Genomic DNA, 23,512 nt, shown 5'->3' with positions numbered 1-23,512 from the left:
GCGCTCGGTAGCGGCCAGCGTTGACAAAGTATAGAACGGTTGTTCGAATAATGGTATGCGTTGGGCCCGGCAAGCCGTCGCGGTGAACGGGATGCCCGTTGACGACGGGGCGCTGCCGGGGTTGCAGCGGATCGGCCTGGTCCGCAGCGTTCGCGCGCCACAATTCGACGGCATCACCTTCCACGAGGTGTTGTGCAAATCAGCGCTGAACAAGGTGCCCAACGCGGCCGCGTTGCCGTTTCGCTACACCGTCAACGGCTACCGCGGCTGCTCGCATGCTTGTCGCTATTGTTTCGCCCGCCCCACCCACGAGTACCTGGACTTCAATCCGGGCACCGACTTCGACACCCAGGTGGTGGTCAAGACCAACGTCGCCGCTGTGCTGCGTCACGAGTTGCGCCGGCCGTCCTGGCGGCGCGAGACCGTCGCGTTGGGCACCAACACCGACCCCTACCAGCGCGCGGAGGGCCGCTACGCCCTGATGCCGGGCATCATCGGCGCGCTGGCGGCATCCGGTACGCCGCTGTCGATCCTGACCAAGGGCACCCTGCTGCGACGGGACTTGCCGTTGATCGCCGAGGCCGCCCAACAAGTGCCGGTGTCGGTGGCGGTGTCGCTGGCCGTTGGCGACCCGGAGCTGCACCGGGATGTCGAGTCGGGTACGCCAACACCGCAGGCGCGGCTGGCGCTCATTACCGCAATTCGCGCCGCCGGCTTGGACTGTCACGTGATGGTCGCGCCGGTGCTGCCACAACTCACCGACTCCGGCGAGCACCTTGACCAACTGTTGGGCCAGATCGCGGCCGCAGGCGCCACCGGTGTAACGGTCTTTGGCCTGCATCTGCGGGGTTCGACGCGCGGCTGGTTCATGTGCTGGCTGGCCCGCGCGCATCCCGAACTGGTCAGCCGGTACCGCGAACTGTACCGGCGCGGGCCATATCTACCGCCGAGCTACCGCGAGATGCTGCGGGAACGGGTGGCACCGCTGATCGCAAAGTATCGGTTGGCGGGTGATCATCGCCCGGCGCCGCCGGAGACCGAAGCGGCACTGGTACCCGTTCAGGCGACCCTGTTCTGAGCTATCCGCCGCGCGGCTTGGTCAAGGTGAATTGGTCGATGACGGTGAGTCCCCCGAACGGCCCAGTCACCGCGTAATACGTCGCCTTGATCGAGGTAGTGCCGCCGGGTTGACCCGGGTCGACGTCGAAGGCCACGAAGCCGTAAGGATTATCGCGGTCGCGGAACGCCGACCACGGCGCATCCTCGAGCACGAATATGGACGGCTTACGCCGGATCGCGGGATCAAAATCCCCGACGCCGGTTATCACCTGGCACCGAGGCTGCGGGAAGAGCAGCGCGTTGGTCGGCTTCGACGTGCCGCCCCCACCGATTACCAGGTGCACGGTTCCCCGGGTTGAGTCGATGAGGTCGCTGCGGGTGTCGACGGGTATCGGTGTTCGGGTATCGGTGCCCAGGGCCCCGCGCAGCGGATGTGACCGCTCGTAGTGGTGTTCGTGGCCGCACACCACCAGGTCGACCTGGTACTGGTCGAACAGCGGTAGCCATTCCTGCCGGATTCCGAGGTCGGCACCGTTGTTGTCGTCGGCGGTGGAGATCGCGGTCTGATGCATGCAGACGACCACCCAGTCGATTTCCGAGTCGCGCCGAGCGTTGGCGAGTTCGGCTTGCAGCCAGCGCCGTTGTTCGCCGCCCGAATAGCCGCGTACGTAGGAGTTGCCGCCGTCCTGGTAGCACACATCATCGTTGTGCAGGCTGATCACCCGCACCGAGCCGGCGGTGAACGAGTACCATAGCCCGCGCAGTTGCGGGCTGGATCCCGAGTCGGGTACCGCAAAGTAAGTCTGATAGGCGTCATAACCGATTGGCCCGTTACCGACTTCGTTCTCGTGATTGCCCGCTGCCGGCATCCACGGCCGGTAGCGCGCCGAGCGGGTGTTGTTGTCAAACCAGTCCGACCAGGTGCGAATTCGGTCTTGTGCCAGGTTGGCGTAACACAGGTCACCGTTGATCAGGTTGAACAACGGGGCAATACGCTCGATCGCAATCGTGATGTCACCGGCGAAGGGGGATCCGATGTTGTCGCTGACGTACCTCCCGTCGGCCAGTCTGCCCAACGCGGGAGTGGACTGATCACCGAAGCTGGTGAAGCGTAGCGGTTTTCGACCGGACGGTGCGGTCCGTGCGGTCCCGAGCTCCGGAGTTGTACCGTCGTGCACCGCGGCGTAGACGTAGTCGGTATCGGGTGTCAGGTTGGTCAGGTGAGCGTGGTTGACGCGCACCTCGGTATTGGACTTCGCATCCCGGTACGACCGGGTCTCGGCCACCACGACGCTGCCGAAGCCAGAGGTTGGCGTGCCCAGCATGACTCGCGGATTGCCGACGGTGTCCGTGGTATGCCAGGACACCACCATTTCGGTGCTGGCATTCCGGCCGAACTGCAGGTGCAGACCACCCACCGGAGGCGCGCCGCTCCGACCACGTTGATACCAGACGGCAGGACCCCGGGGGTGTGACGACAGCAGCGCGGTCCCGCCCGCGCCGACACCTGTCCCAACAACCGCTGCCGCGCCCGTCGTCAGGAACCTACGGCGGCTAACCCCTTTCGGGGGTGAATCGGCATCCTGCGGCTGCTTCAGATCGGCGCCCACTCACGTTTCATACCCGCCCTGGTTTACCTGCGGGTAAACCGGCTGCCGAAATCTGAAGTTACCTCGGCGCGTTGCTCGGAAAGGCTTTCTGAACTGCGTAGACGCTCACACCAGCGATCGCCTCCAGAGCGCGAAGCCCGAGGCCAACGACAGCTTTCGGCTGCTAATGGCGGTGCGGCTCACGCAATTCGGCTTGCCCGGATGGCGGGCGACGGTCATCGCATGCAGTGCCGGCCGGCGTCGGTAACGCATCCGGTAGCGTTTTAGATATGACGTCCGTGCGCACAGTGCCAAGCGCCGTCGCGCTGGTGACGTTTGCCGGAGCCGCGCTCAGCGGGGTCATCCCGGCGATTGCCCGCGCGGATCCGGTCGGGCATCAGGTGACCTACACCGTCACGACCACCAGCGACCTGATGGCCAACATTCGGTACATGAGCGCCGATCCGCCCAGCATGGCGGCTTTCAATGCCGATTCATCGAAGTACATGATTACCTTGCACACTCCGATCGCTGGCGGTCAGCCGCTGGTCTATACCGCCACGCTGGCAAACCCGAGCCAGTGGGCGATCGTCACCGCCAGCGGCGGCCTGCGGGTCAATCCGGAGTTCCACTGCGAGATTGTTGTAGACGGCCAGGTGGTGGTGTCGCAGGACGGCGGCAGCGGCGTGCAGTGCTCGACTCGTCCCTGGTAATTCGCCTACCCCAGGTCCGCGGCGGAAAAGGTGTCGCAGATGTTGGGGTCGCCAGTCTGGTATCCGACAGTGAACCACTTCTGCCGTTGCGCGGCCGAGCCATGCGTCCAGGTCTCGGGGTTGGTGCGTCCGGTCGTCTGCTGTTGGATACGGTCGTCGCCCACCGCTGCCGCGGCCGCGAGGGCGTCTTGGATGTCCTTGTCGCTCAACGGCTCCAGGTAAGGCACACCGGTGCTCTCCTGCTTGACGGTGGACGCGTAGTATGCCCACACCCCGGCGTAGCAGTCCGCCTGCAACTCCGTGCGCACGCCACTGCCCGCAGCACCTTGCGCACCCTGCTGAGCGCGGCCGAGCACCCCCAGCAGGTTCTGCACGTGATGGCCGTATTCATGGGCCACCACATACTCTTCCGCGAATGGGCCGCCACTGGAACCGAATTGGGTGACCAGCACCTGGAAGAAGTCGGTGTCGAAGTAGGCCGTTTTGTCCACTGGGCAGTAGAACGGCCCGACCTCGCTGCTGGCCGGTCCGCATCCGGTGCCTACCTGGCCGCTGAACAGCCGCATGTGTGGGCGGGTGTAGCCGGGCAACAGCGGTTTCCATACCGCGTCCACGGAGTTACCGGTGGCCACCACCCGGCACTGCACGAACCTGTTGGCATCGGCCCCGGTTCTGCACTGGCTCAGGTCGAAACCGGGTGCTACGTGGTCGCGGGTGTCGAGAGGTTGTTGGCTCAGCACGCCACCGGGATCGACGCCGAGCAGCATTGCGACCACCACCACCAGTAGCCCACCGAGGCCGCCCCCGATGGCCAAGCGCCGCCCGCCACCGCTACCCGAGGTCGACGTGGTGCTGGTATCGATTTGCACACCCTCGTTGAAGGTCATCGCACGCTCCCGAAATCGGCCGATCCAGCCTAACTCTGCTGCGCAGCGGCGAACCGAGCGTCGGTATACCTGCGCAGATTCCTTAGAAACCGGCGCAGCGCCAGGTTCAGCAGGGGCCGGAAGACGAACAGCGCCGGCCGCGCCGGGCCGGCGAGTTTCTGCGCCATGGTCCAGGTCAGCCGGCAACCACCGGGGATGGCCTGCACCCGATAGTCTTCGGCGAACGCGCCGACGGCTCTGGTGGAGCATTCGTTGAACCGAAATGCCATGCGGGTGAAAGGCTCCCACGAAAGGAACTCTTCGTCGCCGACGATACCCCCGCGCATCTCGACGATGCGGGTGGTGCCGGCGCCGAACGGTTCGGGACTGGTCCAGGTCACCTTTGTGATCACCGTTGCCCAGCGTGGCCAGGCCTGCGGGTCGGCGAGCACTTCGAAGAGTTGCTCGGGCGTGATGGCCAGGTCGACGGTGTTGCGGAAGAGGTAGGGCGCGGTCTCGGTGAAGCTCAGGCCTACCCGCTCGCAGGGGTACATGACCTAGACATTAGCTACATTGCTATCCGGGACCGTCGCTGGCAGCCGCCAGCAGCGGCACCAGCACGTCGCTGATCGGGGTGGCCAGGCCGTGGGCGCGGGCCTTGCGGACGATCACCCCATTGCGCAAATCCCATTCCAGTGGCCGGTGGGCTGCCCGGTCGGCCAGCATCGAGGTGCCCATGTCCTGCGGGGCCGACCGGACGAGGCGGACCACTTCGTCGACGACGTCGTCATCGAGTCGGGCACCCTCAGCGCGCGCCACCGCCAGGCATTCGGCGACATAGCGGCGCGACAATGCCGCGACGTCGTCGCGGCGGAACATTGCCGACCGCCGTCCGGACAGCACCATAAATCCCGCCAGCGCGTTGACCAGTAGTTTGCGCCAGGCCGCCGTGGTGAAGTCGGGGTCGCAGTCCACCGTGGCGCCGGCACCGCGCAGCAGCCCGGCGAACTGCTCGGCCGCGGGCCCGGTGGGAACGACCAGTGCGGCTTCACCGCGCAAGCGCACCCACCCTTGCGGCTGGGTCTCGGCCGAACACCACACGATCGCGGGAACCACGGCCGAGGACGGACAATGCGGCTGGACCTGCTCGACCTGTTCGACACCGTTTTGCAGCACGGCCACCACGGTGCGCTCGTCGCACAGGCGGGTCAGCCAGGGACGTGCGGCGTCGTTCTGAGTGGCCTTGACCGCCAGGATCAGCACATCGACCGGGCCGGCAACCTCCCGAGGACTGGTGTGCACCGGACCGGGCACCACGATGGGGTCTGCGCCGTCTCGCCGGAGCTCGATCCCGGCGCGCGGAGTGTGGCCGCACAACAGCGGCGAATACCCGGCCTTGTGCAACAGCGCGGCGACCGTCGTTCCGACGGCACCGGGTCCGACTAGGGCAATGCCTGTTGCAATGTTTGTTGAGATGAGCCGAAATTACCCTGCGTGACCGATGTGCGCCGCGGGCACCTCTAGACTGAGCAGTCGGTTAATCCGGTTGAAGGGGAGTGTTTGTGCTGCGCAGCCACGCCGCGGGTTTGCTACGGGAAGGCGACGCCGGGCAGCAGGTGACATTGGCCGGCTGGGTGGCTCGCCGCCGCGACCACGGCGGCGTGATCTTCATCGATCTGCGGGACGCTTCGGGCATCGCACAGGTGGTGTTCCGCGACCCCCAGGACACTGAGGTGCTGGCGCAGGCTCACCGGCTGCGTGCGGAATTCTGCGTATCGGTGGCCGGCGTCGTCGAGATCCGCCCGGAAGGCAACGCCAACCCGGAGATCGCCACCGGCGAGATCGAGGTCAACGCCACGTCGTTGACCGTGCTGGGCGAATGTGCGCCGCTGCCGTTTCAGCTGGACGAACCGGCGGGTGAGGAGTTGCGACTGAAGTACCGCTACCTCGATCTGCGCCGCGACGACCCCGCTGCGGCGATTCGACTGCGTTCCCGGGTGAATGCCGCTGCGCGCGCGGTGCTGGCGCGTCACGACTTTGTCGAGATCGAGACGCCGACGATCACCCGCTCGACCCCGGAGGGAGCGCGCGACTTCCTGGTGCCGGCCCGACTGCACCCCGGTTCGTTTTACGCCCTACCGCAGAGCCCGCAGCTGTTCAAGCAGCTGCTGATGGTGGCGGGGATGGAACGCTACTACCAGATCGCCCGCTGCTACCGCGACGAGGACTTCCGCGCCGACCGCCAGCCCGAATTCACCCAGCTCGATATGGAGATGAGCTTCGTGGACGCCGAGGACATCATCGCGATCTCCGAGGAAGTTCTGACCGAGCTGTGGGCGCTGATAGGCTACCGGATTCCGACGCCCATCCCGCGGATCGGCTATGCCGAAGCGATGCGCCGATTCGGTACGGACAAACCCGACCTGCGGTTCGGGCTGGAGCTCGTCGAATGCACGGATTTCTTCTCCGACACCACATTTCGTGTCTTCCAGGCACCGTATGTGGGCGCGGTGGTGATGCCTGGCGGGGCGTCGCAGCCGCGGCGCACGCTGGACGGCTGGCAGGACTGGGCCAAGCAGCGCGGCCACCGCGGACTGGCCTACGTGCTGGTCGCCGAAGACGGCACGCTGGGCGGTCCGGTGGCCAAAAACCTGACCGAGGCCGAGCGCACCGGACTGGCCGACCATGTCGGGGCCAAACCCGGCGATTGCATCTTCTTCTCGGCCGGTCCGGTCAAATCGTCGCGGGCACTGCTGGGCGCGGCCCGCGTCGAGATCGCCAACCGGCTGGGCCTGATTGACCCCGATGCGTGGGCATTCGTCTGGGTCGTTGACCCGCCGCTGTTCGAGCCGGCCGACGAAGCGACCGCCGCCGGTGAGGTCGCGGTCGGCTCGGGGGCCTGGACCGCGGTGCACCATGCCTTCACCGCGCCGAAACCGGAATGGGAGGACCGCATCGAATCCGATACCGGCAGCGTGCTGGCCGACGCGTACGACATCGTCTGCAACGGCCACGAGATCGGTGGCGGCTCGGTGCGTATCCACCGCCGTGATATCCAGGAACGGGTGTTCGCGGTGATGGGCCTGGACAAGGCCGAGGCGGAGGAAAAGTTCGGATTCCTGTTGGAGGCGTTCATGTTTGGCGCACCGCCGCACGGCGGAATCGCGTTCGGGTGGGACCGGACCACCGCGCTGCTGGCCGGGATGGACTCGATCCGTGAGGTGATCGCGTTCCCGAAGACCGGCGGCGGCGTCGATCCGCTCACCGACGCGCCGGCGCCCATTACCGCTCAGCAACGTAAGGAGTCCGGAATAGATGCCCAGCCCAAGCGGGTCGAGCAGGCATGACCAGATCTTTGCGGTTACGACGTCGCACCCGAGTTTGAATAAATAGGCGTTCATGAGCGCTTCGCTGCTAGTCAGGACGGCCTGCGGCGGCCGTGCGGTCGCCCAACGGTTGCGCACCGTGCTGTGGCCGATCACCCAGACATCGGTCGTCGCCGGCCTCGCGTGGTATCTCACCCATGACGTGTTCAACCATCCGCAGGCGTTCTTCGCGCCGATTTCGGCTGTGGTGTGCATGTCGGCGACCAACGTGCTGCGCGCACGACGTGCCCAACAGATGATCGTCGGGGTGGCGCTGGGGATCGTGCTGGGTGCTGGCGTGCATGCTCTGCTTGGTTCCGGACCGATCGCCATGGGTGTGGTGGTGTTCATCGCGTTGTCGGTCGCGGTGCTGTGCGCACGCGGGTTGGTCGCGCAAGGCTTAATGTTCATCAACCAGGCCGCCGTCTCCGCGGTGCTGGTCTTGGTCTTCGCGTCCAACGGCAGTGTGGTTTTCGAACGCCTCTTCGACGCGCTGGTCGGTGGTGGGCTGGCTATCGTGTTCAGCATTCTGCTCTTCCCGCCCGACCCGGTGGTCATGCTGTGCAGTGCGCGCGCCGACGTGTTGGCCGCTGTGCGCGACATCCTCGCCGAGCTGGCGAACACGGTGAGCGATCCCACCAGCGCCCCGCCCGACTGGCCGATGGCAGCCGCTGATCGACTGCATCAGCAGCTGAACGGGCTCATCGAGGTGCGCGCCAGCGCTGCCATGGTGGCGCGGCGAGCGCCCCGCCGATGGGGGGTGCGCAGCACTGTCCGCGATCTCGATCAACAGGCCGTCTACCTGGCCCTGCTGGTCAGTTCGGTGTTGCATCTGGCTCGCACCATTGCCGGGCCTGGTGGCGATGAGCTGCCAACGCCCGTGCACGCCGTGCTCACCGACCTCGCCGCGGGAACCGGCCTGGCCGACGCGGATCCGACGGCAGCGAACGAGCACGCGGCCGCCGCCCGCGCAACCGCGTCGACACTGCAATCGGCTGCTTGTGGCAGCAACGAAGTGGTGCGCGCCGATATCGTCCAAGCGTGTGTCACCGATCTACAACGGGTAATCGAACGCCCGGGCCCGTCGGGCATGTCAGCCTGAATTGGCGAGAAACGCCTGCACCAGCTGCTTCGGCGCCTGCATCAGCCAGGCCTCGGTGATCAACTCCTCGAGGTCGCGAACCTCGATCTCGGCCAGCCTGACCAGCACCGCTGGATAGCCGTCGAAATGCGGGGTGGTGAAGTACACGCCCGGCTCGTCGGCAATCAAGGCGAACTTCACCCCCTCGTCCGACACTCGGACACCGACGATGTCGCCGGACGGTGGCTCCGATCCGGCCCTGGTCAGGGCTTCGCGGTCGGACTTGCGCAGCGGCCGTTCCCAGGCCAGCAGCTTGCGGCCAACCCGCCAGTCGTGCGGTGCCTGCTCCGCGGTCAGCGGCAGCCCACCCACGATACGGGCGACGTCGTCCCAGGTAGCCACGCTTTAATTGTGCTCCGGCTATGGTGCGCTTGGCGCCACATTGCGCGACGATCGCGCCGGACGAGCCGCCGGCGTGTGATGTGATCAGCCAGGAGGTAGCTTTTTGTCAGCAGATAGCTCGTTGTCGTTGCCGTTGTCGGGCACTCACCGCTATCGAGTAACACACCGCACCGAATACCGCTACTCCGACGTGGTGACCAGCTCCTATGGCCGCGGGTTTCTCACGCCGCGGAATTCGCTGCGGCAGCGTTGTGTCGCACACCGGCTGACCATCGACCCGGCCCCCGCCGACCGGTCCACCAGTCGCGACGGGTACGGCAACATCAGCTCCTATTTCCACGTCACCGAACCGCACCGCACCTTGACGATCACCAGCGATTCCATCGTCGACGTGTCCCCGCCGCCGCCCGGGCTTTACACCAGCGGGCCGGCGCTGCAACCGTGGGAGGCGGCCCGGCCCGCCGGGCTGCCCGGATCGCTAGCCACCGAGTTCACCCTGGACTTGAACCCGCCGGAGATCACCGATGCGGTGCGTGAGTACGCGGCTCCTAGCTTCCTGCCCAAACGCCCCCTGGTCGAGGTATTGCGCGATCTCGCGTCGCGGATCTACACCGACTTCACCTACCGCTCGGGTTCCACGACGATTTCCACAGGAGTCAACGAGGTGCTGCTGGCCCGCGAAGGGGTATGCCAAGATTTCGCCAGGCTGGCGATCGCCTGCCTACGGGCCAACGGTTTGGCGGCCTGTTATGTGTCGGGCTACCTGGCCACCGACCCGCCGCCCGGAAAGGATCGGATGATCGGCATCGACGCGACGCATGCCTGGGCCTCGGTGTGGACTCCGCAGCAGCCCGGGCGGTTCGAGTGGCTGGGGCTGGATCCCACCAATGACCAGTTGGTCGACCAGCGCTACATCGTCGTGGGCCGCGGCCGCGACTACGCAGACGTGCCGCCGCTACGCGGCATCATCTACACCAACTCCGAGAACAGTGTGATCGACGTTTCTGTCGATGTCGTGCCCTTCGAAGGTGATGCGCTGCATGCGTGACTTCCACTGTCCAAATTGCGGGCAGCGCCTGGCATTCGAGAACTCCGCCTGCCTGTCGTGCGGCAGCGCGCTGGGGTTTTCTCTTGGGCGGATGGCGCTGCTGGTCATCGCCGACGACGCCGATGTCCAACTCTGCGCCAATCTCCACCTCGCGCAATGCAATTGGCTGGTGCCCAGTGATCAGCTCGGCGGACTTTGCAGTTCTTGTGTGCTGACCATCGAGCGGCCCAGCGATACCAACACCGCCGGGCTGGCGGAGTTCGCCCGAGCCGAAGGTGCCAAGCGACGGCTGATCGCCGAGCTACACGAGCTGAAGCTGCCGATCGTCGGCCGCGACCAGGATCCTGACCATGGGTTGGCCTTCCGGCTATTGTCCAGCGCGCACGAGAACGTGACCACCGGACACCAGAACGGAGTCATCACACTGGATCTCGCCGAAGGCGACGATGTGCATCGGGAGCAGCTGCGGGTCGAGATGGACGAGCCGTATCGGACCCTGCTTGGGCACTTCCGCCACGAGATCGGGCACTACTACTTCTATCGACTCATCGCCTCGTCAAGCGACTATCTGTCCCGGTTCAACGAGTTGTTCGGAGACCCGGACGCTGACTACTCCCAGGCGTTGGATCGGCATTACCGTGGCGGCCCGCCGGAAGGTTGGCAGGACAGCTTTGTCTCGTCGTATGCGACCATGCACGCGAGTGAGGATTGGGCCGAGACGTTCGCTCATTACCTGCATATCCGCGACGCCCTGGACACCGCGGCCTGGTGCGGCCTGGCACCGGCGTCGGCAACCTTCGACCGGCCGGCGTTGGGCCCCAGCGCTTTTAATACCATCATCGACAAGTGGCTGCCGCTGTCGTGGTCGCTGAACATGGTCAATCGCTCGATGGGCCACGACGACCTATACCCCTTTGTGCTGCCGGCCGCTGTGCTGGAGAAGATGCGGTTCATCCACACCGTCGTCGACGAGGTGGCCCCGGATTTCGAGCCGGCTCACAGCCGTCGCACCGTTTAGGCCGGCATCACCCGCCGTTGGTCTGGACCCCACAGCGGTTGCATGCCGCCGGGCAACGCCAACTGAGTGGCGGTGAGGACGTCGGCCACGTCACGCAGCGAGGCATGTATCCCGGCCAGCAGTTCCGCCAACTCGGCGCGCAGCCCGTCGGCGGAGACCTCTTCCAACTCTTCTGGGTGTGAGCGGCGCAGGCGGGTGTTCATCTCGTCCACCATCCGTTCCGGACGAGACGATCCCGACGAGCCAGGCAGGTCTTTCAGGTCGGCGCGCAGCCGTTCCAGCTGATACACCAGCGAGCGCGGGTTCTGGGCGTCGAACAACATCAGCTCGGTCACAGCGGCGACACTGAACTTGCCTACGGTGCGGCGCCGATAGATAACCGACGATTCACACGCCACCAGGGTTGCCTCGATGATGGCTTGCTCGGCGGCGGGGTGGCGCACGGTGCTCAACGTGGCTTGTAGCAACGCGGTCAGCCACAGGCCGCGTTCGATACGCTTGCCGATGTCCATCATCGTCCAGCCCACGTCGTGCACCATCGACTCGCCGGCCACCCCGGACAACGTCAGCATGCCGGCTAGCGTCTCCGCCTGAGCCGACGCGAGCACGGCGTCCGCCTCTGCCAGCGACTGCGGCGGGTCGGACTTGTGCTCCACCGCGCGTTCCACATTGGCCAGCACCATCCAGGTGTCGTTGGACAGCTGGTCGCGCACCGCCCTGGCGGCAAGTGCCAGCCCCTCCACCGACTGAACAAGGGAACCCGGCCGGTCCGGATCCACGGTCAAAGACCACAGTGTCGACGGGGCGACCGCGATCATGTCGGCCCGGTCGTAAGCGCTGCCGGCGCCAGTTGCGGTGTCATATCCGGTGATCTTGCCCAGCGCGGCCATCAGCACCGGCACGCACTCGCTTTCATCGGTGTCCTGCTGGTGCCGGAAAACGTGGTAGCGCTCGCGGGTGACGATCAGCAGCCGGGCCATGTTCTCCGCGCGCTCGCCGTAGCGGCCCATCCAGAACAGATCGGACAGCACGCGCGGAGAGCTGACCGCCCAGGTGCCCGCTCCGGTTTTGGCCGGCGGCGCCAACACCGGCACCGTTATCACCTCGGCATGCGCACGCTCCGTTGGGCGCACCCAGATATCTTTTGCTGCAACGGTTTTCAGCGTATATGCGGCAGGACCGGGCGCCAGTACATAGCCGAGGCCGCCGATCATCGGCGCGTAACCACTACGCTGGGCAACGGTGAACAGTCGCATGCCTACCCCGGCGGACGACAACACCCCGGCATGGTTGGTGGGCGCCGACGAGAACTGCGGCAGCTCCTGGCCCACCCACTGCCACGGCATCGCCTCGATACGCACTGCCAGATCGGCCAGTTGTGCAGACGAAAGTGTCGGTCCGACAAGAGTTTCCCCGCTGACAGTGCTTTTGATCAGCAGCGACGAGACATTGGCCAGTAGGTGTGAGCGTTCGCTGGCGATGCCGCCCCAGTAGACCGGAGCGGTGTGCAGCAGCGGGCTTTCGTCGAGCAGGCGCTCGGATAGCTGCGGCAGGAAGCGCAACAGGCCGGGGTTCTCCAGGATGCCGCTGCCCAGCGTGTTGACGACGGTCACTGTTCCGCGGTGCTGCGCTTCCACCAAACCGACGACACCGAGCCTGGAATCGGCGCGTAGATCCAGTGGATCCGCGTAGTGGGCATCGACGCGGCGAAGAACGACGTCAACGCGTTTCAGCGTGCCCAGCGAACGCATCCACAGCTTGCCGTCGCGCACCACCAGGTCCGCGCTTTCCACTAGCGGGAAACCCAGCAGCGTTGCGAGATACGCCTGGTCGAAAGCGGTTTCTGAATAGATGCCCGGGCTGAGCACCACCACGACGGGGTCTTGGGCGACATCGGGTGCCGCGTCAATCAGTGCCAGCCGGAGCGCCTGGGCGAACGGTGTGGTGGGTCGCGGCGCCAGTTCCTCGTACAGATCGGGAACGGCGTGCGCGACGACACGTCGATCGGCCATCGCATAGCCGGAGCCCGAGGGCGCCTGCGTCCAGTCGGCGTTGACCTGAAAAGTCCCGTCGGGCAACCGGCTGAGATCACAGGCGTGCATGAAAAGTTGGTGGCGCCCAGGCATCTGGATCCCGTTAGCGGCACGCACGTAGCCGGGATGAGCGAACAGCATCTCTGGCGGCAGGACACCCTCGGTGAGCATGCTGCGGGGCCCGTACAAGTCCGCGAGGATGGCATCAAGCAAGCGCGATCGCTGCACCAAGCCGGCCTCCAGTACTTCCCAATCGGCCGCGGAAATCACCAGCGGCAGCGGGTCCAGGCGCCACGGCCCCGGTTCCAGATCATGGTCGCCGGTCAGCGCGTCCCGGTGTGCATCGATTGCGGTGTAGGTGATGCCGTCGTGGTCGATCAGGCTGTGCACCACCGAGCGCAGCCGGTCCAGCCCCGCCTTGCCACGTTCGGCGACCGCGTCGGCGAGCTCGGTCCAGGTCGGTCGCACGTTGCCGTCGTCGTCGACGAATTCGTCATAGCCGGCTCCCGGGCCGTCCCGCAGGTCGAACAGTGTTTCCTGGGCACGCGCGGTGCGGTATCCGGCCAGCAGGCGGTCGACGTCGTAGCCGTTGGTAGCGGCAGAAGCTGAGGGTGCCATTACTGTTGCACGGTACGCACGCGTCGTAGGTCGAGGATGCCCGGCGCGCCGATATCGGTGGATATCCTGGCCTGTTTCTCCCGGATGTCGGACAGGTCGAGCTTGCCCGGGGTGAAGCCGGTCGCCTCGAAGCGCCGGGCGCGGCGGGCCTCCGCCTCCACGGCGTTGACCGGGGGCTCGTCGTAGGCGCGGCCGCCCGGATGGGCGACATGGTAGGTACAGCCGCCGCACGAGGTAGCGGTGGCGATGTCGATGAGCTCGAACCGCAACGGGCCGTCGACCGTGATGGTCGGGTGTAGCGCGCTGGGCGGCTGCCACGCTTTGAACCGCACACCACCCACGTGGATGTCGGGGTTGTCGGTAGCCAGCAACGGCATCGGGTAGCCGTTACAGGTCACCACGTAGCGGTGCCGGTCGGCGCCGATGATGCGGACCTGGATGCGCTCGACCGACGAGTCGACATAGCGCGCGGTGCCTGCCGCGGTGGCCTCCTCGCCAAGGGTGTGCCATGGCTCGATGGCCCCGCGCAGCTCGATCTCAATGCCGTCGAATACGGCGGTGCCGATGCGCGGGAAGCGGAACTCGGTGAACGGGTCCAGCCAGCTAGTCTCGAACGCGATGCCGTGCGCGCGCAGGTCGGCTGCGACGTCGGCGATGTCATGGATCAAGAAGTGCGGCAATAGATATCGACCGTGCAAGTTGGCGCCGTGGCGGATCAGCGGGGCGCGCAGCGGTTGGTCCCAGAACCACGCCACCAGCGAGCGCACCAGCAGCGACTGCACCATCGCCATGTGCAGGTGCGGCGGCATCTCGAACCCGCGGAGCTCCAGCAGGCCGAGCCTGCCCCGGGCGCTGTCGGGGCTGTAGAGCTTGTCGATGCAGAATTCGGCGCGATGGGTGTTGCCGGTGATGTCGGTGAGCAGGTGCCGCAGCGCGCGGTCGGTCACCCACGGTTGGGGCCGGCCGCCCCCGGACGACGGCGACAGCCGGAGGATCTCGGCGAACGCGATCTCGAGTTCGTAGAGCGCCTCGGCGCGGCCCTCGTCAACCCGGGGCGCCTGTGACGTGGTGCCGACGAAACGCCCGGCGAACAAGTAGGACAACGACGGGTGTCGCTGCCAGTAGGTCAGCAGTGAAACCAGCAGGTCGGGCCGGCGCAGCAGCGGTGAGTCCGCGGGTGTGACGCCGCCAAGCGTGATGTGGTTGCCGCCGCCGGTGCCGCCGTGCGTGCCGTCGACGTCGAACGCTTCGGTGGTGAGTCGGGCCAGGCGCGCTTGTTGATACAGGGTTTCCAGCTGTTGCCGTTGTTCTGCAAAAGAGGCGGTGGGCGCGATGTTGACCTCGATGACGCCGGGGTCGGGGGTGATTGTGGTGGACGTCAGCCGCGGGTCCGGGGGTGGGCCGTAGCCCTCGATCACCACCGGGCAGTTGGCCGTCGTCGCCGCGGCCTCGACTCGGGCGACAAGGTCGATGAAGTGCTCGAGCGCGTCGGTGGGCGGCAAGAAGATGTGCACCAGCCCACCCCGGACCTCGGCGACCAACGCGGTGGTCGGAGCCGTCTCGGGATCCTCCACTACGGCCCGGTCGGTGTGGGGCTCCGCCGGCAATGTGGATCGCACAGCTACCGGGTCGGCGTCAAACGATGCCCGGGGTGGGCGCCAGCTGATCGAATCCAGCGGCAGCCGCAGGCCCGCCGGCGAATCCCCTGCGAGCAACACGATGCGACCGCGGCGCAGCCGCCAGTTCGCGCTGGCCCAGCCTTGCCCGTCGTCGCGGCGGTGCAGCGGCAGCACGTACGCAGCCGGAGAGGTGATGGCCTCATCGAGGCGCGCCAGCAGCGCGGCGCGGCCGGTGGGGGTGTCGGGGTTGGTGTCGCAGCCGAGGTCGTCACCGGATTCCACCGGGTCGCCGGCTGGCATTCGCACGGCCGCAGCCAGCCGGCTCAACGGGTCTTCGTAGGCGGGCCGCACCTGCGAGATCGGCAGCCCCAAGCCGTCGGCGATCCCGGCGAGCACCCGGTAGGCCGCGTCGTCGTCGACGGGGTCGGCGGGCGGGGCGCCCCAGGGGTCGGCCAACAGCGCGTCGTTGGTCCACAGCGGCCGCCCGTCGGTGCGCCAATACAGCGCAATCTGCCAGCGCGGCAACGGCTCTCCGGGATACCACCTGCCCTGACCGCGGTGGATGAGTCCCTGCGGGGCCCACACCGCCTTCAAGCGGGCGGCCAGGTCGGATGCCCGTTCGCGTTTGTGTGGGCCGTCGGCCGCCGTCCGCCACTCTTCGGCGACCTGGTTATCCACCGACACGAACGTCGGTTCGCCGCCGACGGTCAGCCGGACGTCGGCGGCGGCCAGCCGCTCATCGACGCGCTGGCCCACCTCACAGATGGTCTTCCAGGACTCGTCGGTGTAGGGCAACGTGACACGTGGGTCTTCGTGTACGCGGGTGACGGTGTTGGAGAACTCCAGCACGGTGTCGCACACGTCGGTGCCGCCGCTGATGGGTGCCGCGCTGGCGGGGTGGGGCGTAGCCGCCAGCGGAATGTGGCCCTCGCCGGCCAACAGCCCCGACGTCGGGTCCAGCCCGATCCAGCCGGCACCCGGGATGTATGCCTCGGCCCACGCGTGCAGGTCGGTGAAGTCGGCGGCGGGCCCCGACGGCCCGTCGAGCGCTTCGATGTCGGATGCCAGCTGAACCAGGTAGCCGGACACGAACCGGGCGGCCAGCCCGAACTGACGCAGGATCGAGACCAGCAGCCACGCCGAGTCCCGGCACGAGCCGACGCCGGTGCGCAGCGTGAAATCCGGTGTCTGAACTCCGGGCTCCATGCGCACGCAGTAGCCGACGTCGGCGTTGATCGCGCGGTTGAGTGCGACCAAGAAGTCGATGGTGCGGGTGCCATCGGGCACCGTGAAGTTGCGCACCCAGGCCTGCGTGAGCTCGCCGGGGCCCGAACCGTCGCCGTCTTCGTCGACCGGCCGCAAGTACGGCCTCAGGTCATCGGCGAGCGCCTTGGGGTAGGCCATCCCTGCGCAGGGCCATATCTCGGCCCAGTCCTCGATAAAGAAGTCGAAGGGGTTGATCACCTTGAGGTCGGCGATAAGCCCGACGGTAATACGCAGTTGGCGCATGGGATTCGGAAAGACCAGCCGCGCCAGAAAGTTGCCCAGCGCGTCCTGCTGCCAGTTGATGAAGTGGTCGGCGGGCTCGATGCGCAGCGAGTAGGCCTCGATGGAGGTGCGGGAGTGCGGCGCCGGCCGTAGCCGCACGATGTGCGGATACACCCGCACCAGCCGGTCAAAGGTGTAGCTGGTGCGGTGCTCCAGCGCAACTTTGATGCTCATAGCTGCTGATGAGATCACACCGGACCGCCCGGCGCAGCGCGTACGCCCGGTGCCGGACACCTGAGTGGGCCGTAGCGGCACTTGGTCGGGTTCAGCGCACCAGGTCCGGCTGTGCTTGCAAAGCCGCACGGGCTGCCATCCGCCCAGCCTCTAGGGCGGCATCAATCTGCTTGAAGTTCAACACTCCGATCTTCGACACGTCGGGCTCGATGATGGCCGCAACGCGAGGAAGCTCACGCAGGTTTGCGGTGGAGGCGGCAAGGTCGAAGGCGCGCAGCAACGTCTCTTGCAGCGGTGGTAGCGCGTTATCCGTGCCGGTCAAAAGCCGCCGGAGGAGCCCGGGCGGCGTAACGATTGGCGGCAGCAGGCCAAAGCCCTTCGACGGCACGAACGTTCGGCGGAGGTCGACGCAGATGACTTCGCCATCGGTATCGGCGCACATCACGTTGGCCGGCAGATTGTTCAACAGCCCACCGTCGACGAGCAGCTGCTCGCCATTGTGCACTGGCGGGATGAGACCGGGGATCGAGATCGATGCGCGCACGGCGCCCGAGACGGATCCCCGCCGATGGATGATCTGATCGCCGGTGATCATGTCGGCGGAGACGGAGAAGAACCCTCTGGGCAGATGTTCGATCAACGTGTTGCCGAAGAATCCCTGCACCAGACGATCGACGCGTCCACCTCGCGTGAGGGCGGATATTGGGATCGTGTAGTCGCCGAGTGGGTCGCTTCCTGCGATGAACTCTCGCGCCGCGGCGATCGCATCCCCGGCGTCCATCCCCAGCGCGAACGCTGCGGAAGCGATTGCACCCGAACTTGTTCCGCCAAACCGATCGATGACGACGCCGGCTTCGGTGAGCTCTTGGTAAACACCGAAATGCGCCAGTCCCCGGGCTCCGCCACCGGCCATCACCAGGCCGAGCGATCGGCCGGCGATTCTGCGAGCAAGGGCACCGAAGCCGTCGGAGTTGGCCGGATGATGCGAAACCGGCGCCAACCGATCCCACCAACTTGGATCCGGTTCTGCCAGACATGTGATCAGGTGCACTGGCCGTTGGGTAGCAAGCGAATCGACCGCATCCGGCGGATACCGTTGATCCACCAGGACCACGAGTCGGTCGCTTTGCGCGCTAACGTAGTGCCGCCACAGGTCGCCGGCGCCTCGGTCGGCGACCACCAAGACCCAATCGTTGCTTCGCTCCGCGCGATCGAGGGTTTCGCTGAACGCCTCGACGAGCTCGTCGTACTCCTGAACGGCGGAGGTGGTTTCGACGGGCGGCGCAATCACGGCAGTTCGACCGTGCGAGTCCAGTGAAGTAGCGATCGCGTCGACCATCGGGGCCGCGGCGGTGTCCCCGGTCGATACCACGCCGATGACCCGCGGACGCCGAGCCGTCTTGGCGGGTCGTGACTGGCGTAGCATTCTCGCCATCGCTCGCAGCATCGCCGATTGCAGTAGCGGGGTTGCCTCGAGCATGTCGGTAAACGTCTCCGCGGCGATCCTCCACACCACGCCGTCTCGCAGAGCTCGCACTCCCGCTGAGCGGGCAGCCCCGGCGATCACCCCCAGGTCTCCGATCGAGTCGCCGGATGCCATCTCAGCAAATACGTGTCCCTCTGGGGCAACAGCGACGAACCGCCCCGAGTCGACGATATAGATGGAGTCCGCTGGTTCTCCGGCATGAAAGAGCCACTGGTTAGCGGGCACGTGGCGGCGTTCTACGGTGGTTGCGAGTCGTTCGAGCTGTTCGTCGTCGATATCGGCGAGTATCGGAACGTTGCGCAGCGCGGTTCGCGCATCGGTACCACGCCGCTTGGGCCGTCGTCGCGCGGTGGTCATGAGATGCGGCTCTTGGCATCTCGGCCCATGCCAGGACTGCTCACATACACCCGATCGAGTAGCGGACTTCTCACGGCAGTGCCTGACATTGTGAAGAGCGGTCCCTCATTCACGTTCTTATCCCAAGCAACATGTTCCCCAACTCCATAGCCACACGCAGTGCGGACACGCCCGCAGGATTCATCGAGTATTCCACGGCGGCTCAGTGGGGGGCGGTCGATTCAGCGGCGGCGCCGCGCCCATCGCAACCCTCAGGGATCGCGACTTGGTGCCGAACTATTCGCTGGCAAGCTCGCGGTGCTCAATCAGGTCGGCCACCCGCGTCACACCCAGCCGCTCCCGAAACGCCTGCGCCGTATAACCGACGGCTGTCGCGTCGCTGCGAGCCCGTACCGTTGCCGAGCGTGGCAGGTGAAACAGCACGCCGATTTCACCGAAGTAGTCCCCAGGCGCGGCGGTTTTGACCAATTCCTCACCGCCGTCGGCCAATTCGCGCACAATCTCGAACTCGCCCTCGGACACCACGTAGATCAGATCGCCCATTGTGGACTGCTCGAACAGCACCTCGCCGGCTTTCACGTGCACCGTTTCGGGTGGCTGATTCGGCGACACCTGCGCCGGCATCAGCTCAAGGACGCGATCGGCCAGCGGCAGCATCCGGCTGTCGTGGGTCGCGACCACCACCACACGGTCGCCCTGCGCTAGCGAGCGGATCAGCCGCAGCACCTCCTCCACCTGGATGAAGTCCAGGTGCGCGGTCGGTTCGTCGGCAAGGATCAATTGCGGGTCCAGCGCGATCGCGCGGGCGACCGCGACGCGTTGCTGCTGGCCGCCGCTCATGTCACCCGGGCGGTGTTTCATTCGTTCGCCGAGATTGACTCGGGTCAGCAGGTCCTCGGCACGCTTACGCGCGGCCGCTCGTGACACGCCGGCCGCGCGCAGCGGGACCATCACGTTCTCCAGGGCGGTAAGGCTCGAGACCAGGTTGAACGCCTGGAAGACGATCCCTACCTTGTCACGCCGATACTTCGCCAGCGCGGCGCCCTCCAGCGTCGTGATGTCGACATCGTCAAACTTGATTGAGCCGGACTTCGGGCGCAGGATGCCGCCGAGGCAGGACAAGAGGGTCGTCTTCCCGCAGCCGCTGGGCCCAAGCAAGATCACCAGCGACCCCGGCGCCACGTCGAGGCTTAACCCGTCGATCGGCCGCACGGCGTACCCGCCGCTGGAATACTCGACGACCAGGTCGGAAATGGTTAGGCCGCCCATGGCTAGGGACCTCCGAACGCTAGTGCCGGATCGATCGCCACCACGCGCCGCAGTCCTGCGACGCTGGCCAGCAGACCGATCACAGTCGCGATCGCCGGTAGCGCCACGAAGGCACTCAGGGGTACCACGACAGTCATCGGGAACAACGGCGCCAACAGCAGCGAAAGGATGCCGCCAACCACCGCCGCGAGCAGCGCGACGACGACCGCCTGCAGCGCCAGCCCGGCCAGAATCGAGCGCGTCGGCACGCCGATCGCCTTGAACACCGCAAAGTCACGCAGCCGCTCCAACGCAGAGAGGTAGACCACCGAGCCGACGATCAACGCCGCAACGATCCACAGCAAGACCGCCACAACCGTGATCGCATCCACCGCGACCTTCAACGGGCGCATCAGATCGCTGACAGCATCCGCTCGATTGACGGTCTGATAGCCGTCCGGGAGCTGTCGGGGCATCCCGTCGATCCCGATCGAACTGATTGTCGGCTGTCCGTTGTATGCCAACTGCTGTAGGCCTTCGGTGGTCAGGAAGATGTTGGGAATCTTTGCCAGCGCGGTTGACTCGGGCACGATGCCGACGATCCGCAAAGTGCGCGCACCCACTTGCAGATCGTCGCCGAGGTTTCGGCCCAGCGTGCTCGACACCGCGACCTCGTCCGGCGTCGATGGCGCCCGACCGTCCGAGACCCGCGGCATGCCGGGTCCGTGCTCTGGTGCCCCGAACGCGGTGACGTTTCGCGCTGACGTGCCCTGCCGGATCGTCGACGGCGCAGTCGCTAGTGGGGCGGCAGCCAAGACGCCAGGCGCACGAGCAACCTGGGGCAGGTCGATTTGGGCGAATGGTGTCGAACCCAGGAACGGTCCTGCCGCGCCGGCCTTGACCACGAATGCGTCGACACCCATGGAATCGACGGTTCGCTCGGCCTCGACCCGAAACCCGTTCACAAGTCCGGTCAGAACGAGCGTCATCGCGAAAACTAGGCCGGTGCTGACGATTGCGATGACAAGGCGTCGTTTTCGCCATTGGACATCACGCAAAGCCGCAAAAAGCATGCGACGGAAGCTACCTGCTTCCGTGGACCCAATCAAATGATCATGGGCTGGCGTTGCCGCGTTGGTTCGCCGAGGTTCGACCGAGGTGAGGGGGTCGGTCGTGGCGGTCGAGATCATCGGCGATCGAGCCAAGCGAACCCGATTAGCCCATTTCGGCGGGCTCTTCGGTGGCGCCGCGGCCCAGGCTGCGGAAACCTGCACAGGCCTTCTTGAAACCTAACAGGTACGGTAACGCGTGCCATTCGAACTTCACATCCGCCCACAGCAGGCCGAAGAAGCTGTGGTCTGGCACCGCCGGCGGCATGTCGGACGTGGCGAGGTCGATGTAGTGTGTCGACGTTTCTCCGATGCCCTCGAAGTCATGTGTCAGCGGCGTCGCTAGTTTTCGCACCGACTCGTCGAGGCACTGCGCTACGACGTCGGTCATGAATAGATATTCCGACACTGGCACCTCATTTTTCAGCATGCGGTGCACCAGGATGACATCAACGCCAGCGAGTTCGACGTTGCGCTTCACCTTTTGTTCGGCCACTTCGCCCTCATGGGCGACGAATTTGATCGACAGGTTGTCCCGCTGCTCGCAACTCTTACAGTCGCAGGGATGGTCTTTTTTGATCTGCTCGCGCCGCGTGCGGAACCTCTGGCGCATCTGCGGGGGCCGGTCGCATACCAGGACACTGGTGTTGCCCCCTGGTGCCCAAAAAAACGCGGCGTCGCCCTCCAGCTTCGCCAACTTCATGCCCTTGGCAGCGTCGATGACGGACTCCAGCAACTGTGCCACCGTCCACTGCGCGTGGGCCAGGTGCTTGCGGTTCCAGTGCATGTAATTTGTGTATCCGCCGATGTCGGCAATGAGGAGAACGGCGCGTTGAATGCCCATGATGTTGGGCAGCTTAACGCCGGCGAGCGGCTCTCAGCCACCAAGGCGGGGTCGGCGATGGCGCATGACGCGGTGGCGTCGTGTTCGTCGGCGATTTGCTAACCACCTGCGCACCCTTGGGTGGCGGCTGCCGGTTCCGTCGACTGCATCGACCACGCGAGTGATCAGATCAGCGAACTCTCGAACTACGTACACATCGGCCGCAACCTTGGTTCGATACCTATCTTGGAGGTCATTTACGTCAACCTGTGGGAAAGCCACTGCCCTAACGCGTTCCAGGCCCCGGATGCCAATTCGGGTGAGCGCGTGACAAATCCAGCGGGCCAAGACGGCCAGCCCACGTCGGCGGGTGCCGACTATGCGAGCTGGGGGCCGGGCGGCCAGCCGACCGGGGGCGCTGGCCGGACTGCCTCAACGACTTGGCCACCCGACAGCTTCCGGTAGGTGTAGACGTGGATGAGCGCGGCGACCGGAATGCCGATCAGCATGCCGACAAAGCACAGCAGTTCGCCGACGAGCACCGCCGTGAGCTGAGCGAGCCACGACAGCACACTGCCACCGATGTTGGACCCGACCGTCTCGATGCTGGCCTTTACCGAGTCGATCGGCGAAGTGGAACGGTCGACGGCAAAAGCGACGGCGAACTGGGCGACGAAGCCAAAGATCAGGCCGGGAATGACACAGAGCAGGCCACCAATGAAGGTGAGGGCGACGATCAGCAGTCCGGTGACCAGCACCAGGCCCAGATTGCGCGGCCTAAAGAACGTCGCGATGGTCACCGGCTTTCCGTCGGCAATGTCAAGGCAGCCGGTCAGAATTCCGGCGTGCATGTAGAGCACCAGGGCGAATAGAGCGATGTAGCCGAGGAACATGACTATGCCCGCGGCCGGGGTCATCGTGATGTCCACGGATTCGCTAGAGACGCCGGAGGTGTTGGTGTATGCGGTAGTAGCACGGTCCGATAGGGCGACAACGAGCCCGGCCGTCGCGCCGATGACCGCGGCCAACGCCACAGCGTAGGCGAGCACCGGGACGACGAGCGTTACGGCGTTCTGCGTGAACCTATTCCATGACCAACTGATCGCGTCGCCCACGCTAAAACCCGACGATTGCAGATGCGTCGGGTAACCGGGAGGCGGCGGGCCCGGCGGTGGGCCATAGCCGGGGGGCGGCGGGGGTGCGTTGTAGCCGGGAGGCAGGTAGGTCCCCGGGGGTGGGCCGTAGCCTGGTGGCGGGGGAGGCGCTCCGTAGCCGGGCGGCGGGTAGCTTCCAGCGCCCTGATTGCCGCCCTGGGGGTCGGCCGGATTGCCTGGATGTTCTGGCGGCTGGCTCATC

General features: G+C 66.0%; 18 protein-coding genes. 6 read left to right on the top strand and 12 right to left on the bottom strand.

Going from position 1 to position 23,512, the window contains the following annotated elements:
* Positions 1-55: 55 nt before the first annotated feature.
* A complete protein-coding gene (locus MCAN_RS13765; protein WP_003413359.1) occupies positions 56-1,078 on the top strand; it encodes an Rv2578c family radical SAM protein in 1,023 nt (340 codons plus the stop codon).
* A gap of 1 nt (position 1,079) precedes the next feature.
* On the opposite strand, the gene MCAN_RS13760 is transcribed toward MCAN_RS13765, so the two are convergent.
* Complete coding sequence (locus MCAN_RS13760; RefSeq protein ID WP_003413355.1) at positions 1,080-2,669, bottom strand: purple acid phosphatase family protein; 1,590 nt, start codon at positions 2,667-2,669, stop codon at positions 1,080-1,082.
* A gap of 227 nt (positions 2,670-2,896) precedes the next feature.
* Between MCAN_RS13760 and MCAN_RS13755 the strand changes: the two genes are divergently transcribed.
* Entirely contained in the window at positions 2,897-3,361 is a 465-nt protein-coding gene (locus MCAN_RS13755; protein WP_003413352.1) for a membrane protein, read from the top strand.
* Positions 3,362-3,366: 5 nt separating this feature from the next.
* Here the strand turns inward: MCAN_RS13755 and ypfJ are convergent, their stop codons facing one another.
* The 3 genes from ypfJ to MCAN_RS13740 are packed head-to-tail and all read right to left on the bottom strand — an operon-like array spanning position 3,367 to position 5,691.
* Positions 3,367-4,248, bottom strand: coding sequence for a KPN_02809 family neutral zinc metallopeptidase (gene ypfJ, locus MCAN_RS13750; protein ID WP_003899384.1), 882 nt, complete (start codon positions 4,246-4,248; stop codon positions 3,367-3,369).
* A 29-nt stretch (positions 4,249-4,277) separates the two neighbouring features.
* On the bottom strand, positions 4,278-4,781 hold the full coding sequence (locus MCAN_RS13745; protein ID WP_014001339.1) for an SRPBCC family protein: 504 nt from the start codon (positions 4,779-4,781) through the stop codon (positions 4,278-4,280).
* Between the two features lie 22 nt (positions 4,782-4,803).
* Positions 4,804-5,691 (bottom strand): oxidoreductase, encoded by an 888-nt coding sequence (locus tag MCAN_RS13740; RefSeq protein WP_015385292.1) that lies wholly within the window; start codon positions 5,689-5,691, stop codon positions 4,804-4,806.
* 92 nt (positions 5,692-5,783) lie between these two features.
* Between MCAN_RS13740 and aspS the strand changes: the two genes are divergently transcribed.
* Together aspS and MCAN_RS13730 are read left to right on the top strand one after the other, a co-directional pair.
* Complete coding sequence (gene aspS, locus MCAN_RS13735; RefSeq protein ID WP_014001338.1) at positions 5,784-7,574, top strand: aspartate--tRNA ligase; 1,791 nt, start codon at positions 5,784-5,786, stop codon at positions 7,572-7,574.
* 52 nt (positions 7,575-7,626) lie between these two features.
* Positions 7,627-8,694 carry an FUSC family protein gene (locus MCAN_RS13730; RefSeq protein WP_014001337.1) on the top strand — a complete coding sequence of 356 codons (1,068 nt, stop codon included), beginning with the start codon at positions 7,627-7,629 and terminating at the stop codon, positions 8,692-8,694.
* Here the strand turns inward: MCAN_RS13730 and MCAN_RS13725 are convergent.
* Complete coding sequence (locus tag MCAN_RS13725; protein ID WP_003413336.1) at positions 8,686-9,075, bottom strand: MmcQ/YjbR family DNA-binding protein; 390 nt, start codon at positions 9,073-9,075, stop codon at positions 8,686-8,688. The two genes, MCAN_RS13730 and MCAN_RS13725, sit on opposite strands and share 9 nt — an antisense overlap.
* Positions 9,076-9,178: 103 nt before the next feature.
* Between MCAN_RS13725 and MCAN_RS13720 the strand changes: the two genes are divergently transcribed.
* Entirely contained in the window at positions 9,179-10,123 is a 945-nt protein-coding gene (locus MCAN_RS13720) for a transglutaminase family protein (RefSeq protein WP_003413334.1), read from the top strand.
* Positions 10,116-11,141: a zinc-binding metallopeptidase family protein gene (locus MCAN_RS13715; protein ID WP_003413332.1), complete on the top strand. Its 1,026-nt coding sequence runs from the start codon at positions 10,116-10,118 to the stop codon at positions 11,139-11,141. The genes MCAN_RS13720 and MCAN_RS13715 overlap by 8 nt, the downstream gene beginning before the upstream one ends.
* On the opposite strand, the gene MCAN_RS13710 is transcribed toward MCAN_RS13715, so the two are convergent.
* From MCAN_RS13710 to MCAN_RS13680, 7 genes are all read right to left on the bottom strand, one after another.
* A complete protein-coding gene (locus MCAN_RS13710) occupies positions 11,138-13,792 on the bottom strand; it encodes a circularly permuted type 2 ATP-grasp protein (protein ID WP_003413330.1) in 2,655 nt (884 codons plus the stop codon). The two genes, MCAN_RS13715 and MCAN_RS13710, sit on opposite strands and share 4 nt — an antisense overlap.
* Complete coding sequence (locus MCAN_RS13705) at positions 13,792-17,133, bottom strand: transglutaminase family protein (RefSeq protein ID WP_015288326.1); 3,342 nt, start codon at positions 17,131-17,133, stop codon at positions 13,792-13,794. Before MCAN_RS13705 ends, MCAN_RS13710 begins: the two co-directional genes overlap by 1 nt.
* A 91-nt stretch (positions 17,134-17,224) precedes the next feature.
* A complete protein-coding gene (locus MCAN_RS13700) occupies positions 17,225-18,976 on the bottom strand; it encodes a patatin-like phospholipase family protein (RefSeq protein WP_014001335.1) in 1,752 nt (583 codons plus the stop codon).
* A gap of 276 nt (positions 18,977-19,252) precedes the next feature.
* On the bottom strand, positions 19,253-20,245 hold the full coding sequence (locus MCAN_RS13695; protein ID WP_014001334.1) for an ABC transporter ATP-binding protein: 993 nt from the start codon (positions 20,243-20,245) through the stop codon (positions 19,253-19,255).
* Positions 20,246-20,247: 2 nt separating this feature from the next.
* The gene (locus tag MCAN_RS13690) at positions 20,248-21,297 is read right to left on the bottom strand and encodes an ABC transporter permease (RefSeq protein ID WP_003413230.1); all 1,050 of its coding nucleotides are present in this window, start codon (positions 21,295-21,297) and stop codon (positions 20,248-20,250) included.
* A gap of 142 nt (positions 21,298-21,439) precedes the next feature.
* Positions 21,440-22,177, bottom strand: coding sequence for a DUF2652 domain-containing protein (locus MCAN_RS13685; RefSeq protein ID WP_003413224.1), 738 nt, complete (start codon positions 22,175-22,177; stop codon positions 21,440-21,442).
* 356 nt (positions 22,178-22,533) lie between these two features.
* Complete coding sequence (locus tag MCAN_RS13680) at positions 22,534-23,511, bottom strand: DUF2189 domain-containing protein (protein WP_003899377.1); 978 nt, start codon at positions 23,509-23,511, stop codon at positions 22,534-22,536.
* Between the last annotated feature and the right edge of the window lies 1 nt (position 23,512).

The organism is Mycobacterium canetti CIPT 140010059, assembly GCF_000253375.1.
Lineage (GTDB): Bacteria > Actinomycetota > Actinomycetes > Mycobacteriales > Mycobacteriaceae > Mycobacterium > Mycobacterium tuberculosis.
The sequence above is the reverse complement of the archived record's forward strand: the minus strand, read 5'-3'. Positions and strand labels throughout refer to the sequence as shown.